Origin of the sequence: Micromonospora sp. HUAS YX12, from assembly GCF_040215685.1 — a bacterium.
In the GTDB taxonomy this organism is placed as follows: Bacteria; Actinomycetota; Actinomycetes; order Mycobacteriales; family Micromonosporaceae; genus Micromonospora; species Micromonospora tulbaghiae.
Genome location: NZ_CP157974.1, coordinates 3,221,969 through 3,236,397, shown reverse-complemented (window position 1 = coordinate 3,236,397; position 14,429 = coordinate 3,221,969). Strand labels below are relative to the sequence as shown.

General features: G+C 74.2%; 16 protein-coding genes and 1 riboswitch. Of the genes, 10 read left to right on the top strand and 6 right to left on the bottom strand.

Going from position 1 to position 14,429, the window contains the following annotated elements:
- Window positions 1-77: 77 nt before the first annotated feature.
- Both ABIH81_RS15805 and fabF read left to right on the top strand, forming a co-directional pair.
- A complete protein-coding gene (locus ABIH81_RS15805) occupies window positions 78-317 on the top strand; it encodes an acyl carrier protein (RefSeq protein WP_007072348.1) in 240 nt (79 codons plus the stop codon).
- Window positions 318-319: 2 nt separating this feature from the next.
- Window positions 320-1,546: a beta-ketoacyl-ACP synthase II gene (fabF, locus tag ABIH81_RS15800; protein ID WP_349880971.1), complete on the top strand. Its 1,227-nt coding sequence runs from the start codon at window positions 320-322 to the stop codon at window positions 1,544-1,546.
- Between the two features lie 89 nt (window positions 1,547-1,635).
- Here the strand turns inward: fabF and ABIH81_RS15795 are convergent, their stop codons facing one another.
- The 3 genes from ABIH81_RS15795 to ABIH81_RS15785 form a co-directional block, all read right to left on the bottom strand.
- The gene (locus ABIH81_RS15795; protein ID WP_013287840.1) at window positions 1,636-1,857 is read right to left on the bottom strand and encodes a hypothetical protein; all 222 of its coding nucleotides are present in this window, start codon (window positions 1,855-1,857) and stop codon (window positions 1,636-1,638) included.
- Between the two features lie 71 nt (window positions 1,858-1,928).
- Window positions 1,929-3,653: a glycoside hydrolase family 3 protein gene (locus ABIH81_RS15790; RefSeq protein WP_349880970.1), complete on the bottom strand. Its 1,725-nt coding sequence runs from the start codon at window positions 3,651-3,653 to the stop codon at window positions 1,929-1,931.
- Between the two features lie 33 nt (window positions 3,654-3,686).
- Window positions 3,687-4,178, bottom strand: a complete 492-nt coding sequence (locus ABIH81_RS15785) for a DUF3145 domain-containing protein (protein WP_013287841.1) — start codon at window positions 4,176-4,178, stop codon at window positions 3,687-3,689.
- 328 nt (window positions 4,179-4,506) lie between these two features.
- Here ABIH81_RS15785 and ABIH81_RS15780 point away from each other — a divergent pair, with 328 nt between their 5' ends.
- The gene (locus ABIH81_RS15780) at window positions 4,507-4,836 is read left to right on the top strand and encodes a hypothetical protein (protein ID WP_349880969.1); all 330 of its coding nucleotides are present in this window, start codon (window positions 4,507-4,509) and stop codon (window positions 4,834-4,836) included.
- 37 nt (window positions 4,837-4,873) lie between these two features.
- On the opposite strand, the gene ABIH81_RS15775 is transcribed toward ABIH81_RS15780, so the two are convergent.
- Entirely contained in the window at window positions 4,874-5,503 is a 630-nt protein-coding gene (locus ABIH81_RS15775; protein ID WP_349880968.1) for a carbonic anhydrase, read from the bottom strand.
- A gap of 146 nt (window positions 5,504-5,649) precedes the next feature.
- Between ABIH81_RS15775 and ABIH81_RS15770 the strand changes: the two genes are divergently transcribed.
- The 4 genes from ABIH81_RS15770 (at window position 5,650) to ABIH81_RS15755 (ending at window position 11,167) form a co-directional block, all read left to right on the top strand.
- Window positions 5,650-6,564 carry an alpha/beta hydrolase gene (locus ABIH81_RS15770; RefSeq protein ID WP_349880967.1) on the top strand — a complete coding sequence of 305 codons (915 nt, stop codon included), beginning with the start codon at window positions 5,650-5,652 and terminating at the stop codon, window positions 6,562-6,564.
- 124 nt (window positions 6,565-6,688) lie between these two features.
- Window positions 6,689-8,806, top strand: a complete 2,118-nt coding sequence (locus tag ABIH81_RS15765) for an AAA family ATPase (RefSeq protein WP_349880966.1) — start codon at window positions 6,689-6,691, stop codon at window positions 8,804-8,806.
- Window positions 8,807-8,897: 91 nt separating this feature from the next.
- Window positions 8,898-9,812, top strand: a complete 915-nt coding sequence (locus ABIH81_RS15760; RefSeq protein WP_349880965.1) for a cation diffusion facilitator family transporter — start codon at window positions 8,898-8,900, stop codon at window positions 9,810-9,812.
- A 143-nt stretch (window positions 9,813-9,955) separates the two neighbouring features.
- A riboswitch (cyclic di-AMP (ydaO/yuaA leader) is annotated at window positions 9,956-10,086 on the top strand.
- Window positions 10,087-10,090: 4 nt separating this feature from the next.
- Window positions 10,091-11,167, top strand: a complete 1,077-nt coding sequence (locus tag ABIH81_RS15755) for a hypothetical protein (RefSeq protein ID WP_349880964.1) — start codon at window positions 10,091-10,093, stop codon at window positions 11,165-11,167.
- A gap of 28 nt (window positions 11,168-11,195) precedes the next feature.
- Here ABIH81_RS15755 and ABIH81_RS15750 read toward each other — a convergent pair whose 3' ends face one another.
- Window positions 11,196-11,708, bottom strand: a complete 513-nt coding sequence (locus ABIH81_RS15750; protein WP_349880963.1) for an SRPBCC family protein — start codon at window positions 11,706-11,708, stop codon at window positions 11,196-11,198.
- A gap of 41 nt (window positions 11,709-11,749) precedes the next feature.
- Window positions 11,750-12,109: an STAS domain-containing protein gene (locus ABIH81_RS15745; protein ID WP_135241475.1), complete on the bottom strand. Its 360-nt coding sequence runs from the start codon at window positions 12,107-12,109 to the stop codon at window positions 11,750-11,752.
- Window positions 12,110-12,529: 420 nt separating this feature from the next.
- Between ABIH81_RS15745 and ABIH81_RS15740 the strand changes: the two genes are divergently transcribed.
- The 3 genes from ABIH81_RS15740 to ABIH81_RS15730 all read left to right on the top strand — a co-directional run bounded on the left by ABIH81_RS15740 (window position 12,530) and on the right by ABIH81_RS15730 (window position 14,428).
- Window positions 12,530-12,934 carry a hypothetical protein gene (locus ABIH81_RS15740; RefSeq protein WP_349880962.1) on the top strand — a complete coding sequence of 135 codons (405 nt, stop codon included), beginning with the start codon at window positions 12,530-12,532 and terminating at the stop codon, window positions 12,932-12,934.
- A 169-nt stretch (window positions 12,935-13,103) separates the two neighbouring features.
- Complete coding sequence (locus ABIH81_RS15735; RefSeq protein WP_349880961.1) at window positions 13,104-13,778, top strand: BON domain-containing protein; 675 nt, start codon at window positions 13,104-13,106, stop codon at window positions 13,776-13,778.
- Between the two features lie 95 nt (window positions 13,779-13,873).
- The gene (locus ABIH81_RS15730; protein WP_349880960.1) at window positions 13,874-14,428 is read left to right on the top strand and encodes a DsbA family protein; all 555 of its coding nucleotides are present in this window, start codon (window positions 13,874-13,876) and stop codon (window positions 14,426-14,428) included.
- Window position 14,429 lies beyond the last annotated feature (1 nt).

Sequence of the window (14,429 nt, the reverse complement as noted above, 5' to 3'; positions counted from 1 at the left end):
CTCGGGCGCGAACGCGCCGAGGTGTGTGACCGGCGACGCCGGTCACACGTGACCCCCGATGAGAGGAACCAACCGCAATGACCCGTGACGAGATCACCGCCGGCCTCGCCGAGATCCTCGAAGAGGTTGCCGGCGTGAACCCGGACGACGTGGCCGAGGGGAAGTCCTTCACCGACGACCTCGACGTCGACTCGCTCTCCATGGTCGAGGTCGTGGTGGCGGCCGAGGAGAAGTTCGGCGTCAAGATCCCGGACAACGAGGTGCAGAACCTCAAGACCGTCGGGGACGCGGTCAGCTACATCGAGGCGCAGTCCTGATCATGAGTCGTCCCGACGTCGTCGTCACCGGGCTCGGCGCGACGACCCCGCTCGGCGGGGACGTCGCGTCGACCTGGGACGCCATGCTCGCCGGCCGCTCCGGGGTGAGTGCGCTCACCCAGGAGTGGGCCGCGCAACTGCCCGTCCGGATCGCCGCCGAGCTGGCGGTCGACCCGTCCGAGGTGCTGGACCGGGTGAAGCTGCGCCGGCTGGACCGCTCGGAGGCGATCGCCATCATCGCCGCCAGGCAGGCGTGGGCCGACGCCGGCCTGGCCGACGCCGGGCCGGACCCGGAGCGGCTGGCGGTCAGCGTCGGCTCGGGCATCGGCGGCGCCACCACCCTGCTCGCCCAGGACGACATCCTGGAGGCGTCCGGACCGCGGCGGGTCTCCCCGCACACCATCCCGATGCTGATGCCGAACGGCCCGGCCGCCTGGGTCGGCCTGGAACTGGGCGCCAAGGCCGGCGTGCACACCGTGGCCAGCGCCTGCGCGACCGGCGCGGAGGCGATCGCGCTGGGGCTGGACATCATCCGCGCCGGCCGGGCCGACGTGGTGGTGGCCGGCGGCACCGAGGCGGTCATCCACCCGCTGCCGATCGCCGGCTTCAGCTCGATGCGGGCCATGTCGACCCGCAACGACGAGCCGGAGCGGGCCTCCCGGCCGTGGGACTCGGGTCGCGACGGCTTCGTGCTCGGTGAGGGCGCGGGCGTGGTGATCCTGGAGCGCGCCGACCACGCCGCCGCCCGGGGCGCCCGGGTGTACGCGCGCCTGGCCGGCGCGGGCATCACCTCGGACGCGTACGACATCGTGCAGCCGCACGCCGAGGGTGAGGGCGCCATCCGCGCCATCGCCCGGGCGGTCGCCGACGCGGACGTGGCCCGTACCGACATCGTGCACGTCAACGCGCACGCCACCTCCACCCCGGTCGGGGACATGCTGGAGATCGGCGCGCTGCGTCAGGCGGTCGGCGACCACCCGGTGCTGACCGCCACGAAGTCGATGACCGGGCACCTGCTCGGCGCGGCCGGCGCGCTGGAGTCGATCGCCACCATCCTGGCCATCCGGGACGGCGTGATCCCGCCGACGATCAACCTGGACGACCCGGACGAGGGCCTGACGCTGGACGTGGCCGCGCACAAGGCGCGTCACATGGAGATCCCGGCGGCGCTGAACAACGCGTTCGGCTTCGGCGGGCACAACGTGGCGCTGGTCTTCACCCGCCCCTGATGCAAGGAAGGGCCCCTTGTTAACAGGCGACTGTTAACAAGGGGCCCTTCCTCTACCGCAGGCGTTAATAGGGGGCCCTTCCTTACACCTCAGCCGCGGTTGCGGGGGTGCTGCCGGGCGGTCCGCTCGTTGCCCCGCCGGTAGTTGCCGGTCCACCGGGCCATGGCCAGCTGCGGGTCGTCGCCGACCTCGGCCAGGAACTGCGCGGCCCGGCCGCCGCGCAACGTGCCGGCGACCCGGCCGTGATGCGTGATGACCACCGTGCCGTCGGCGCGCTCGACGTAGCGGAAACCCTGTGCTGCCTCTCCCATGGGCGCCACCCTGCCAGCCGGGGCCGCCCGGACGCACCCGGGTTTCGGCGCGGCCGGGGCGGGCGGCCGGGTCAGGTGCGGCAGGTGGTGGCCGGCAGGCCGGAGACCGGCACCGGGGAGCGCCCGGCCGGGCGGGCCTTGCCGGCGAGCACCGCGGCGAGGCCGGTCATCGAGGCGCGGGTGGACGAGTAGGTCGCCATCAGCGTCGGAGACTTCGCCCCGGACAGCACGTACGGCGTGTCCATGGCCACCGTCACGGCGGCGTCGGCGCGCAGGTCCTTCGCGCCGTCGCCGTACCCGACCAGGTGCACCACTGTGCCGCCGGAGGGCACCACCTTGACCCCGGCCGCGGTGAGCGCCTCGGTCAGCAGCTTGCGGGTGCGCTCCCGGCCGCCGGAGGAGGTGACGCTCACCGGTCCGCTCACCGCGCCGCCGCACTTGCCGCGCAGCACCGTCACGGCGGCGGTGGCCAGGTCGTCGGCGGCCTTGCGGTGTGCGGCGCCGTCGAGCGTGGACAGCGCGGGCGTGTCCCGCCCGGCCAGCCGGAACTTCATGGTCAGCACCCGGGTGACCGCCTCGACCAGGCGGGCGCGGGGCAGCGAGCCGTCCTTGAGCGCGGCGCGCAGCCCGTCGTACGCCTGTTTGACGTTCGGCGTCATCAGGATGAGGTCGTTGCCGGCGTTGAGCGCGCGCACGGCGGCCTCGCCCGGCGACCACTTCTTCGCCGGGGCCATGTTCATCCCGTCGGTGATCACCACGCCCTGGAAGCCGATCTGGCCGCGCAGCACGTCGGTGAGCAGCTTGCGGGAGAACGTCGCGGGGGTGCCCGGGTCGACGGCCTTGACGTCCAGGTGGGCCGACATCACCGCCATGGCGCCGGCCCCGATCCCGGCCCGGAACGGCGGGAACGCGAGGCGGTCCAGCTCGGCGCGGGACTGCTTGATCACCGGCAGTTCGGTGTGCGAGTCCTCGGCGCTCAGGCCGTGCCCGGGGAAGTGCTTCACCGCGGCGCCGACGCCCTCCGCCTGCAGGCCGCGTACCGCGCCCGCCACCTGGGGGGACGCGGTCGCCGGGTCGGCGCCGAAGGACCGGGAGCCGATCACCGTGCTGCGGGCCGCCAGCACGTCGGCGACCGGGGCGAAGTCGAGGTTGATGCCCATCGCGGCCAGCTCGGCCCCGGCGGCCCGCCACGCGGCCTCGGTCAGCGCCGGGTTCCCGGCGGCACCGGCGGCGAGCGGGCTGGGCAGCAGCGTCACCCCGTCGGTGATCCGGGTGACCACGCCGTGCTCCTGGTCGGTGCCGATCAGGAACGGCGCGGCGCCGGCGGGCAGCTTGCCGGCGGCGGCGCGCAGCCCGTCGGTGAGCGCACGGACCTGCTTCGGGTTGTCCACGTTCGTGGTGGCCTGGTTGCCCGAGGTCGGGTCGTCGGCGCTGAAGCCGACCAGGATCACGCCGCCGAGCCGGTACTTCGCCACCATCTCGGCGGGGGTGTCGACCCCGGCGAGCGCCCGGTTCCCGGCCGCCGACCCGGCCGAGACCTCGGTGGCCGAGCTGCCGTACGCGTACGGCATCAGCACCTGCCCGACCAGGTCCTCGTCGCTGAGCGTGCCGACGAGCGCGGCGGCCCGGGCGGCCGGATCGGCGGCGGGCGGGTCACTCGGCGCGGGCGCGGCCGACGACGGCGCCGGGCTCGACGGGGCGGGCCGGGGCCGGTCCGGCCCGTCCGAGCACCCGGAGACGAGCAGCGCGGTCAGTGCGGCGAGCGCGACGGCGGAGCGCCGCGGGGAAATCGACACGCGGCCCACCGTATCGGGGCAACTCGGCCGCCGTCACCCGACCCGGGTGAGCAGCGTCACCGGCGCGCCGTCGCCGGCGTACCGGTAGGGCTCCAGCTCGGCGTCCCAGGCGGTGCCGAGCGCCTTGTCCAGGGCGTGGGCCAGCGCCTCCGGGCTGCGCGCGGCGGCCATCAGGCTGCGCAGCCGGTCCTCGCCGAGCTGGATGTCACCGGCCGCGCCGACCGCGGCGCGGAACAGGCCCCGGCCCGGTACGTACATGAAGCGCTCGCCGTCGACGCCGGGACTGGGTTCCTCGGTGACCTCGAAACGGATCATGGGCCACTGCCGGAGGGCAGCGGCCAGCTCCGCGCCGGTCCCCGGGCTGCCGGTCCAGCCGCACTCGGCGCGACGGGCGCCCGGATCGGCGGGCTGCGCCGTCCAGTGCAGGTTGACCGGCGCGGCGAGGACGCGCGCGATCGCCCACTCGACGTGCGAGCACACGGCGAGCGGGGTCGAGTGGACGTATACGACGCCACGCGTTGGCACGGTGACCTCCCGGTGAGCCGAGGTGCGTCTTCCCCTACGACCTCGTCCTACCGAGTGGTACCTGGCACACATGATGACCGGTGTGACTGGTGGTGCGCCAGCGAATCGGAAAATTCGCCGGGCCCGGGGGCGGGAAATACCCGGGTGGTGGACCCGGTTATGCCCTCTGACGCCGCGACGACCAGCCAGGTGTCGTGGTCGTGTACAGTTCTCTGGGCGGTTCTCTGTGCCGCCGTACATCTTCGCGGGCCGGCGCCCACCCGGGCGTCACTCGCACAGCCCCCGGACGGCCTTCCGTCCCCACCGTACGTCTGCAAGGAGTACCTCCGTGGCGAGCAACACCTCTAAGACCGCGCGCGCGTCCGTCCGGGCCGGCCAGGCTGGCCAGGGTGGCGCCCTCAGCGTGCTGGGCGAGTTCAAGTACCTGATCCCGCTCAACGGCGGCAAGCACGCCTACGTGCGCAACCTGACCAACGGCAAGACCGCGCACCTGCGCACCGACTCCGACGCCTTCGTCGAGGAGATCCGGGTGCTGGCCGCCGCCGGCCACGCCGCCAAGATCCGCGCCGAGATCCACGGTCTGGCCGCGTCCTACCCGGACCACGGCTGGGACGCCACCGAGAAGCGCCTGGTCGAGGCCGGCGTCTTCGAGGGCTGAGCGCCCTCACCCGCACCACCGCGACCGCCCGCCGGGATCACCCCGGCGGGCGGTTTCGCGTCTGCTCCTGTGGCAGCAGCGTGACCCCGCCCGTGGCCAGGTCGTAGAGCGCGCCCTCCACCGCCAGCTCACCGGCCTCCACCGGCCCGGCCAGCCGGTCGTCGCGGCGCAACGCGGCCACGGTGCGCCGGACGTGACGGCGGATCGCCAGCGGGTGCGCGTCCGGGTCGTCCACCCCGACGTCGGTGACCGCCGGGGCGATCCGGTCCACCACGTACGCGAGGTCCCCGCCGGGGCGCAGCCCGGTGCGCAGCGCCTCGACCGTCGAGCCGACCGCGCCGCAGCGCTCGTGGCCCAGCACCATCACCAGGCGTACGCCGAGCTGCTCCACCACGTACTCGATCGAGCCCCGCACGGCCCGGTCCAGCACGTGCCCGCCGGTACGGATCACGCAGATCGAACCGAACGTCTGGTCGAAGATCGCCTCCAACGGGACGCGGGAGTCGATGCAGCCCAGCACCACCGCGTACGGCTGCTGGTCGCCGGAGGCCACCGCCGCGGCGGCGGTGACGTCGTGCCCGTGCACCGGCTGCCCGCTGACGAAACGCCGGTTTCCGGCGAGCAGCTCGGCCAGCGCGGCGCGCGGACTGCGGGCGTCGGACGGCATGCCTCCCAGCCTGGTCACCGATCCGATGCCGTGGGGCCGGACCGGAATCTTCTCCCCGGGCCGGTTGCCGTGGTCTCATGGCGGGTAACGCCGGTGTCACCGCCGGGTCATCCGGTGGACACACCGGCGGGCCCGGGAGGTGGACGATGCCGGACCTGGAACTGCGGCTCCCCGACGACGTACGCCTGCACGTCACCGTCACCGGGCCGGTCGACGCCGAGGTCACCGCCGTCCTGCTGCACGGCTGGACGCTGGACGGGCGCAGCTGGCACCGCCAGGTCGCCGAGCTGCGGGAGCGCTTCGGCGGCCGGGTCCGGGTGGTCACCTACGACGCGCGCGGCCACGGCCGGTCGAGCTGCCTGGCGCTGCGCGACGCCACCCTCGCCCAGCTCGGCGACGACCTGGCGGCGGTGGTCGACGAGATCGTCCCGTCCGGTCCGATCGTCCTGGTCGGGCACTCGATGGGCGGGATGACGGTGATGGAGTACGCCCACCGCCACCCCGGCCGGTTCGCCGCGCGTACCGCCGGGCTGGTCTTCGTCTCCACCACCGCCGAGGGGCACACGCACACCGCGTACGGCCTCTCCCCCCGGATCACCCGGCTGATCCGCCTGGCCGAGACCACCGGCGCCGGGGTGCTGGCCCGCTGCGGCGGCTGGCGGCCCCCGCACGCGCTGCTGCGCGCGCTGCGCCCGAGCATCCGCTGGATGCTGTTCGGTGACCGCTGCGACCCGGCGGACATCCGGCTGGTCACCTCGGCGGTGGCCCGGGCCACGCTGCGCTCGATCGGCGGCTTCCGCGCCTCGATCGGCGCTCAGCACCGGCTGGAGACGCTCGCCGCGCTCGGCGGGCTGCCGGCCGCCGCGCTGGTCGGTGACCGGGACCGGCTCACCCCGCCGCCCTGCGCCGAGTCGATCGCGGCGGCGCTGCCCACCACGGAGCTGACCGTCTGCCCGGGCGCCGGGCACATGCTGATGATGGAGCGCCCCGACGAGGTGAACGCCGCCCTCTCCGGCGTGCTGGACCGGGTGCTGGCCGGCCGACCCGCGACCCGCCTCTGAGCGTCCGGCCCCCGCGAGCGGCACCGACGTACGCCACGTGCGCGGCATGCCCCGGCGTGCCGGTTGCCGGCGGCCCGTACCCTCATTCAGCCCGTCGTGCCCTCCGAACACAGGAGCATCCGCGTTGACCGACCAGACCACGCTGGACCGGGAGATCGCCGCCGAGCAGCGCCACCTCGACCGGGTGTACGCCCGGCTGGCCGAACTGCGCCGGTCGGCGGCCGACGCCGAGCGGGAGGGCTATCGCCTGGCCCGGGTAGGCAACTTCGGTGCGCTGGTCGAGCGGGACGCGATGGTCTTCCACGCCGCGCAGCGCCGGCACGTGCTGGACGCCGAGCACGAGGGGCTGGTGTTCGGCCGGCTGGACCTGCGTACCGGGCAGGTGCTGCACGTCGGCCGCCTCGGCGTGCGGGGCGTGGACGCGGAGACGCTGGTGGTGGACTGGCGGGCACCCGCCGCCGCCGCGTTCTACCAGGCCACGCCCGCCGAGCCGCGCGGCGTGGTGCGCCGGCGCACGATCCAGTCCGCGGCCGAGAAGGTCACCCGGATCGAGGACGACCTGCTGGACCCGGAGGCCGCCCCGCCGGACATGGCGGTGGTCGGCGACGGGGCGCTGCTGGCCACGCTGTCGCGGGCCACCGGCCGGGGCATGCGGGACATCGTCGCCACCATCCAGCGCGAGCAGGACGAGGCGATCCGCTCCCCCGGCAACGGCGTCACGATCGTCTCCGGCGGCCCGGGCACCGGCAAGACGGCGGTGGCGCTGCACCGGGCCGCGTACCTGCTCTACTCCGACCGGGCCCGGTACGCCGGCGGCGGCATCCTGGTGGTCGGCCCCTCCGGCGTGTTCGTCGAGTACATCGCCTCGGTGCTGCCCTCGCTGGGCGAGGAGACCGCCACGCTGCACTCGCTCGGCTCACTGTTCCCCGGCCTGTCCGCGTCCCGGACCGACCCGCCGGACGTGGCGGCGGTGAAGGGGTCGCTGCGGATGCGCCGGGTGCTGGAACGGGCGGTACGCGACGCGGTGCCGGATTCCCCCGCCGAGCTGCGCCTGCTCTACCGGGGCGAGCTGCTGCGCCTGGAACGCCCCGCGCTGGACGCGGTCCGGGATCGGACGCTGGCCCGGGGCGCGCGCCGCAACGAGGTACGCCGGGCGGCGTTCGACGCGGTGCTCGCCGCGCTCTACGCGCAGGCCCGCACGCTGCGGGTGGGCCGGCTGCCGGAGCAGCCCGCGTTCGAGGACGAGATCATCGAGCGGCCGGAGTTCCGTGAGTTCCTCAAGGCCTGGTGGCCCCGGCTGCACCCGCGGCACGTGCTGGACTGGCTGGCCCGCCCGGACCGGCTGCGCCGCTACGCCGGGGGGATCCTCTCCTCGGCGGAGATCCGGCTGCTCGGCGACGCGTACCGGAGCCTCGCGACCGAGGGGCTGACGGTGGCCGACATCGCGCTGCTGGACGAGCTGGACGCGCTGCTCGGCAAGCCGGTGCAGCGGGCCCGGCCCAAGCGTGACCCGTACCGGCTCGCCGGTGGCGTGCGCGAGCTAAGCACGTACGCCGACCGGCAGCGCGCCGCCCGCGCGGCGGCGCGGGAGCGTCCGGCCGACTACCGCGACTACGCGCACGTGGTGGTGGACGAGTCGCAGGACGTGTCGCCGATGCAGTGGCGGATGATCGGCCGGCGCGGGCGGCTGGCGTCCTGGACCGTGGTCGGCGACCCGGCGCAGACCGCCTGGACCGGCGACCCGCAGGAGCTGGACCGGGCCCGCGAACAGGCGCTGGGCCGCCGCCGGCGGCACCGCTACGAGCTGACCACCAACTACCGCAACTCGGCGGAGATCTTCGCGGTGGCGGCGGCGGAGATCCGCCGGCTCTACCCGGACCTGCCGCTGCCCGACGCGGTCCGGTCCACGGGCGTGCCGCCGATCGAGCGCACCGTGCCCGCCGCCGACCTGCCGGCGGCCACCGTCGACGCGGCCGAGGCGCTGCTCGCGCAGGTGGAGGGCACTGTCGGCGTGATCACGCCGGTGCCGCGCCGGGACGAGGTGGCCGGCTGGCTGGGCGCGCTCGGCGCGGGCCGGCTCCAGGTCGTCACCAGCCTCCAGGCCAAGGGCATGGAGTACGACGGCGTGGTGCTGGTGGCACCGAGCGAGATCCGGGCCGACCCCGGCTCGGGCGTACGCACGCTCTACGTGGCGCTGTCCCGGGCGACCCAGCGCCTCACCACGCTCGACCCGGTGGGGTGAGTGGTCTCGCCGCCACTCGCAGTTCACTTGCATACATAGCGATGTGAACATACATTAGGCCGGGCCGGTACGCGGCAGGGAGGGTGTTGGCGTGGGCGCAGGTCATGACCACAGCGGCGCGGTGGCCAACGCGGCGCACCGCCATCGGGGCCGGCTCTGGGCCGCCTTCGCGCTGCTCGCCGTTCTGATGGTGGTCGAGGCGGTGGCCGCCTTCACGACCGGCTCACTGGCGCTGCTCTCCGACGCCGGGCACATGTTCACCGACGTCCTCGGCATCGGCATGGCGCTGGCCGCGATCACCGCCACCCGCCGCGCCGCCACCGATCCGCAGCGCACGTTCGGCCTCTACCGGCTGGAGGTGCTCGCCGCCCTCGCCAACGCCGTGCTGCTCGGCGCCGTCGCGATCTACGTCCTGGTCGAGGCGGTTCGCCGCTTCGGCGAGCCGCCGGAGGTGCTGGCCGGCCCGATGCTCGTGGTGGCGGTGCTCGGCCTGCTCGCCAACATCGTCGCGTTCGCGCTGCTGCGCGCCGGGTCGAAGGAGAGCATCAACCTGCGCGGGGCGTACCTGGAGGTGCTCGGCGACCTGCTCGGCTCACTCGGCGTGATCGCCGCCGCGCTGGTCATCGCGGTGACCGACTGGTGGTGGGCGGACCCGCTGGTCGCCGTCGGGATCGGCCTGTTCATCCTGCCGCGCACCTGGCGGCTCGGCCGGGCCGCGCTGCGCATCCTGGTGCAGGCCGCGCCGGAGCACCTCCAGGTGACCGCCGTGCACGACCGGCTGGCCGCGGTGCCCGGCGTGGCCGAGGTGCACGACCTGCACGTCTGGACGCTCACCTCGGGCATGGAGGTGGCGTCGGCGCACCTGACCACCGACCCGGGCGTGGACCCGGGCGTGGTGCTGGCCGCCGCGCGGGCCGCCCTGCACGAGGACTTCTCCATCGATCACGCCACGTTGCAGGTCGAACCCGGAGCGTCGACCGGCGTGTGCGGACAGACCGAGTGGTGATTAGGACACACTTAAATCACTGTGCCTAATGTAGTCTTATGCCGGTTTTGCCCCGCCTAGTGGCACTGCTCCACGGAGCCGTGCCCGGGCAGCGCCGGTAGTCTCGGTCGCGGCCGCACCCGCGGGCGCCACCGGTCCCGGTGGGGCGGCCGTCGCCTAATCGTCCGAAGGGACGAGCCGGGGAACCACGTACGTGGGGTGCATCCGCGTCAGCGGTAGGGATCTTCCGTCCCGAACCCGTCAGCTAACCCGGTCGGCGTTGACGGAAGGACGTGTGAATGCCCCCAGTGGCACCTGTACGACGGACGGCCGCCCGGTTGGCGGCCCTGCTCGTCGCGACGCTGACCCTCGGCGTCGCGACCGTTCCGGCCTCCCCCGCCTCGGCGGCGCCGCCGACCGGCCTGCTCGCCGCCGCGCCCGGCGACGACGAGGGCGGCACGCCCGAACTGCGTGCCCAGCTCGACGCGGCCGGCAAGGGCTGGCTGGAGGCGAAGGCGGCGCTGAACCGGTCGGTGAGCCGCCAGAAGCAACTCGACGAACAACTCAAGACGGTCGGCGCCGAGCTGGCCGTCCGGGACGCCAAGGTCGGTGAGATCGCGGCTGTGGCGTACCGCAACGGCCGCCTGGGCACCGCCGGGGCGCTGCTCGGCAGCAGCAGCCCGGAGGGCTTCATGGACCGGGCCGCCGCGCTGGAGCAGGTCGCCGCGCACGAGGACCGAACGCTGCGCGACCTGATCGCCACCCGGGACGAGGCCACCCGCACCCGCGCCCAGCTCGACGGCGAGATCCGCGAGCAGCGCAAGCAGGTGGCGGTGATGGGCAAGCGCAAGGAGCAGGCCGAGCGCGCCCTGGAGGTGGCGAACGACCGGCCCTCGCGCAGCAGCAGCAGCGGCGGTGGCAGCGTCCAGGGCACCTCCAGCAAGAACGCGAAACCCGCGCCGCGCAACTCGGACGGCTCCTGGCCGTCCGAGTCGTGCAGCGTCAACGACCCGACCCCGGCGAACGGCTGCATCACCCCGCGCACGCTGCACGCGCTGCAACAGGCCAAGGCGGCGGGCTTCACCCGGTACGTCTCGTGCCACCGGCCCAGCGGCTCGGGTGAACACCCGAAGGGGCGGGCCTGCGACTTCGCCGCGCAGAAGAACGGCTTCGGCGGCGTGGCCACCGGCGGCGACCGGACGTACGGCAACAACCTGGCCGCGTACCTCGTGCGCAACGCCGACCCGCTCGCCGTGCTCTACGTGATCTGGTTCAAGCAGATCTGGCTGCCCAGCAGCGGGTGGAAGTCGTACAGCGGCGGCAACGGCGACCCGTCCAGCGACCACACCAACCACGTGCACCTGTCGGTGTACTGAGCGCGCCTGAGAGGGCCGGTCGGCCGGATCAGGCCGGGCGGTCCTCCAGGGTCGCTCCGAGACGCGCCGCCAGGCCCAGGTGAGCCGCCCGGGCCTGGCGGAACGCGTACCCGAACAGTGGCGGCGGCGCGGTGAGCGTGATCTCCACGTCGATGCGTACCGTGCCGTCGGGCTCGTCGCTCAGCCGGGTGTGGTTGCGTACCGTCGTCGCGGGCTGCTGCCGCGCCACGGTGACCACCTCGTCCTCGCTGGCGATCAGCACGTCCGCCTGGTACGTGACCGGGAAGTGCAGCGGGCCGAGTTGCAGCCGGTCGGTGATCGCGTAGCTGGCCAGCGCGCCCGGCCGGGACGGCAGCTTCCGGACCCGGACGATCAGCGGATGCAGCTCACCCTGGCGACTCAGGTCACCCAGCAGGGCCACCGCTTCGGCCCGGCTGCACCGGGCCTGCACGGTGTAGCTGAAGCTGTCGCTGCTCTGCAAGCGGGCCCCCTCGCCGTCGTACGTCGCGACGATCGTCCCGTACCGGCGCCGGACTGGCAACGGGTAGAAGGTCCCCTGGCCGCAGGGGGTGTGAACGGCGCTCAGGCGCCGGGCAGCACCTCGGGGGTGTCGTCGGCGAACCACGGCTCGGGCGCGCCGAACAGGCCGAGCAGGCCGGTCACCCAGAGCTGCCGGTGCACGAACCGGCTCGGCTCGATGACCACGAGCTTGACGCCGCTGACCTCGCAGGTCTGGAAGCCCGCGACCATGGCGCTGATGCCGACCGAGTCGATGAACGTGACGAGCCGCATGTTCAGCTCGATCCGCGAGGGTCGGCCCTTCGCGAGCACTTCGGCGATCGCTTCCCGCACCTCGTACGCGGTGTCGACGTCGATCTCCCCACGGGGCGCGATCTGGACGACACCACCCGGCCGCACCGACTTCACGATCGACAGGCTCACGCGAGCACCTCCACTCGCCCATGACGGGCGCCTCATCAGTACGCGGGCCGCGACCGAGCGTATTCCTCCAACGGCCCGGTCGCCACCCCCCGGGATGAGCAATTCGCAGACTGGGCACACCTGGGCGTACCCAATCCGGACTTCCGGGTTCCAGTTTCCCCTTCAAGGCGGGTCGCGGCCAGCCGTGCGGCCGGGCGGGCCCGCCGATCCGCCGACCAGGGTAGCGGGCGCACGCACGTCCCGTGAGCACCGGTCCCGGCGCGTTCGGGTGGTTCGTCCCGATCGCCGCCCGGATCGCCCGTGACCCGGGCATGGTTTGGCGGGCGCGCCGGTGGGGCACTGCCCGAGACAGTGAACCCGCCGGATGAACACCGGAGTCCGAAGTGGCCGCCGGCCTTCGGCACCCGAGGAGGTAGAACGATGTTCGGATCCAACCTGCTGGACCGCCGGGGCAAGGCCGAGCGGGTCGCCGACCAGGCGTGGCAGCACCTGGTCTCCGCTGTCGGTTCCGCCGGTGACAGCGTGCGCGACGCCACCCGTACCGCCCGCCGCAGCTCCTCCGGCCTGGCCGACGACGCCACCGACCTGGTCGGCTCCGCCGCCGACGAGGCACGCCGCCGGGCCGGTCTCGCGTTCGACGCGCTCGCCGGCCGCCGGCCCGCGCTGCCCTGGACGCTGCTGATCGCGGCGGCGCTCGCCGGCGCGGCGATCGGCTGGGCCGCCGGCACCGCGGCGCGCGCCGCCGGCAGCCGGGACCGGGCCGCGGACGAGATCGAGTTCGTGGACGTGGACCGGCCGAACACCCCGGCCGGCCTGGACGGCTGACCCGCACACGACGGCACGGTGGCCGCTCCCGGGACTCCCGGGGGCGGCCACCGTCGCGTCGGCGCGCCGCCTCACCCGGACCGGGTGAGGGCCGCTCACCCGGGAAACGCGAAGGATCGCGGGTGCGGGACCACACGCCCGCGCCGCGATCGACGGGAGGGAGAGCCGGATGGCCACCGACACGGTCACGCGTATCGACCGGGACATCCAGTCCGCCGTGCTCGACGAGCTGACCTGGGAGCCGCGGGTCGGCCCGGACGAGATCGGGGTGACCGTCACCGAGGGCGTGGTGACGCTCACCGGCCGGGTGGACAGCTACGCCAAGAAGTGGGCCGCCGAGCGGGCCGCGCACCGGGTCGCCCGGGTCCGCGCGGTCGCCAACGACCTCGCCGTCCGGATCGGCACCGCGGCCGGACGGGAGGACCCGGAGATCGCCGTCGCGGCCGTACGGGCGCTGGAGTGGGACGCGTTCGTGCCGATCGAGGCGTTGCAGGTGACGGTGTCCGACGGCTGGGTCACGCTGCACGGCGAGGTCGAGTGGGAGTACCAGCGGCGGGCCGCCGAACGGTCGGTCGCCCGGCTCACCGGCGTACGCGGGGTGAGCAACGGGATCGCCGTGCGCCCGGCGGTGCACGCCGACGGCCACGACCTGGCCGAGCGGATCGTGGACGCGCTGGCCCGCAACCGCGCCACCGCGGCCGAGGCGGTCGACGTGCGGGTGCACGGCGACACGGTGCTGCTGGACGGGCAGGTCCACTCGGCCGGCGAGCGCGAGGAGATCGAGCGGGTGGTGTGGAACGCCCCCGGCATCCGGGAGGTGCACAACCACCTCGCCGTGCGATGACGGAACCACCCCGCCCGGGTGAGCCCGCCTCACCCGGGCCGCGGCCATGGTGGGAGGCATGAGTGATCCGACTCGGATCGGCGGGTGAGTGCCGGATGACCACGCCTCTCCAGGTCACCACCGCACGTCTGCGGATCCCGGTGACCGAACGCGACCATGTCCGCGGGCCGGTGGACGCGCCGGTCACGATCGTCGAGTACGGCGACTTCCAGTGCCGGTTCTGCGGCGCCGCGTACCCGAACCTGACCGAGGTGCTGCGCCAGCGGGCCGACACGGTGCGGCTGGCGTACCGGCACTTCCCGATCACCAACGTCCACCCGTACGCGGAGAGCGCCGCGGAGGCCGCCGAGGCCGCCGCCGCCCGGGGCCGGTTCTGGGAGATGTACGACTGGCTCTACCAGCACCAGGACCAGCTCGACCCGGTACACCTGTCGCTGGGCGTCGAGCAGATCGGCCTGTCGCCGGAGGAGATCGCCGCGGAGGTCGGCCGGCAGGCCTACGCCGACCGGGTCCGGCAGGACTTCGTCGGCGGTATCCGCAGCGGCGTCCACGGCACCCCGACGTTGTTCGTCAACGACGTCCGCCACGACGGCGGCTACGACCTGGCCGAGCTGCTCGCAGTGGTGGACGCCGCCACCGACGACGGCTGAG